This is a genomic window from Trebonia sp. (assembly GCF_049794275.1).
GTDB lineage: Bacteria > Actinomycetota > Actinomycetes > Streptosporangiales > Streptosporangiaceae > Trebonia.
This window is the reverse complement of record NZ_JBARCR010000938.1, coordinates 1-2,512: the sequence shown is the minus strand read 5'-3', so window position 1 is coordinate 2,512 and position 2,512 is coordinate 1. Positions and strand designations below refer to the sequence as shown.

The 2,512-nt window shown below is 73.0% G+C and carries 1 protein-coding gene; it reads left to right on the top strand.

Annotation, left to right across the window (positions count from 1 at the left end):
* Positions 1-2,512, top strand: a 2,512-nt coding sequence (dnaE, locus tag WA805_RS24135; RefSeq protein ID WP_425243473.1) for a DNA polymerase III subunit alpha, incomplete at both ends; no start/stop codon positions are given.

Sequence of the window (2,512 nt, the reverse complement as noted above, 5' to 3'; positions counted from 1 at the left end):
CCCTCGACCCTGGCGCCGACCTGGGCATCGGCGACCGGCATCTCCCGGAAACGCAGGGCACCGCGGCCGAACAGCAGCAGGAGCTCCGCGCTCGCTGCGAGGACGCGATCCTCCGCGGCCGGTACCGGTCGGCCGGCCACCGCCCGCGGGGAACCAGCCGCAGGCTCGCCGCCAAGACGGCCAGGGAACGCCTCGACCACGAGCTGAACATCATCGCGCACACCCGCATGGCTCCCTACTTCCTTACCGTGGCGGACGTCGCGGACCGCATCAGGGAGCGCGGCATCCGCTGCGCCGTCCGCGGCTCAGGCGCGGGCAGCTTCGTCAACCACCTGCTCGGCATCAGCGCGATCGACCCGATCGAGCACGACCTGCTCATGGAGCGGTTCCTGTCCCCGGTGCGGGCGACGATGCCGGACATCGACCTGGACGTGGAATCGGCGCGGCGGCTCGAGGCGTACCGGATCATCATCGACGCGTACGGGGCGGCGCGGACCGCCTGCGTCTGCATGATGGAGACGTACCGGGCGAGGAGCGCCATCAGGGACGTGGCCGCCGCGATGTCCCTGCCCCCCGACGAGATCGGCGCCATCGCCAAGGCCTTCCCGCACATCCGCGCCAGCCACATCACCGCCGCGCTCGGCGAGCTCCCCGAGCTGCGCCGCTCCCGGCTGGCCGCGGCGCAGCTCACCACCGTCTTCCAGCTCGCGCAGCAGCTCGACGGCCTGCCGCGGCACGTCGCCATGCACCCGTGCGGCGTGCTGCTGTCCGACACGACGCTGCTCGACCGCACGGCGGTGCAGCGCAGCGCCGAGGGGTTCCCGCTCAGCCAGCTCGACAAGGACGACGCGGAGATCGCGGGCGTGATCAAGCTCGACGTGCTCGGCGTCCGGATGCAGTCCGCGATGGCCCGCACGCTGACCGAGATCAGGCGGACCACGGGCGAGCCGGTCGACCTCGACGCGATCCGGCGGGACGACACGGACACCTACGCGATGATCCAGCGGTCCCGCACGATCGGCTGCTTCCAGATCGAGTCGCCCGGCCAGCGGGAGCTGGTGAAGAAGCTCGCCCCGCGGAACATCGCCGACCTCATCGTGGACATCTCGCTGTTCCGCCCCGGCCCGGTCAACTCGGACATGATCGGCCCGTTCCTGCGCGTCAGGCACGGGCTGGCCGCGCCGCGCTTCCCGCACCCGGAGCTGCGCGACGCGCTGGAGGAGACCGGGGGAGTGGTGGTCTTCCACGAGCAGGTGCTGCGGATCATCGACGCGATGACCGGCTGCGGCCTGTCCGACGCGGACCTGGTCCGCAGGCACCTGTCGACGGAGGACGGGCCGCGGCGGACCGAGCCGTGGTTCCGCGCGCGGGCGCTCGCCCGCGGCTTCGACCCGGTGACAGTCGCCCGGGTGTGGGAGGTGGTGGCGGCGTTCGGCGGCTTCGGGTTCTGCAAGGCGCACGCCGCCGCGTTCGCGATCCCGGTGTACCAGTCGGCGTGGCTGAAGCGGCACTACCCGGCCGCGTTCTACGCCGGGGTGCTCACCCACGACCCGGGCATGTACCCCAAGCGCGTCATCGTCCAGGACGCCCGGCTGGCCGGCGTCGAGGTGCTCGGCCTGGACGTCAACGCGTCCGCCGGAGAGTGGCGCGTCGACGCCGCTGACTCCCCGGCCATCCGCGTCTCCCTCCGCGAGGTGAAGGGCATCAGCGACTCCGAGATCGACCGGATCGTCTCCGGCCGGCCCTACACCTGCCTGCGTGACTTCTGGGAACGCGCGCGAGTTTCCCGCCCGGTCGCCGAACGCCTGGTCCTGACCGGCGCCTTCGACTCCCTCTACGCCTCCGCCCCCGCCCCCGCCCCCGCTCCCGAGCGCCCGACCAGGCGGGACCTGCTCGCCAGGGTCGGCGTGCTCGCCAGGCAGGACTCTCCCGCGCGGCCGGGACCGGCTCCCACCCTCGACCTTTTCGGCGACGCGGAGGCGGCCGACGGCATGGCCGGCCTGGTGCCCGCGGGCCAGCTGCGCGAGCTCGAGCCCGATGAACGCGTCGCCGCCGAACTCGAGATCCTCGGCTTCGACATCAGCAGGCACGTGCTCGACTTCTACGCGGACCTGCTGGCCGGGCTCGGCGTGGTCCGCTCGACAGAGCTAGACGACCAAGAGAACGGCGAGACGGTGCTGGTCGCCGGCGTGAAGGTCGCGACGCAGACCCCGGCGGTCCGGTCCGGGCAGCGGATCATCTTCGCGTCGCTCGACGACGCGGCCGGGCTGGTGGACCTGGCGTTCTTCGAGTCGGTGCAGGACCGGTGCGCGGCGCGGCTGTTCGGCTCCTGGCTGCTGCTTGTCCGCGGCCGGGTCCGCCGCGCGGGCGCGGGCCCGATGGCCGTCACGGTCAACGCGACCGAGTGCTGGGACATCCCGGCCCTCGAGGAGATCCGGCTGGCCAGCGGCCTGGCCGCGGTCCGCGGCGCGATGGCCACCGGCGACGTAGGCCCCGGCGCGTCGCCGTCAGC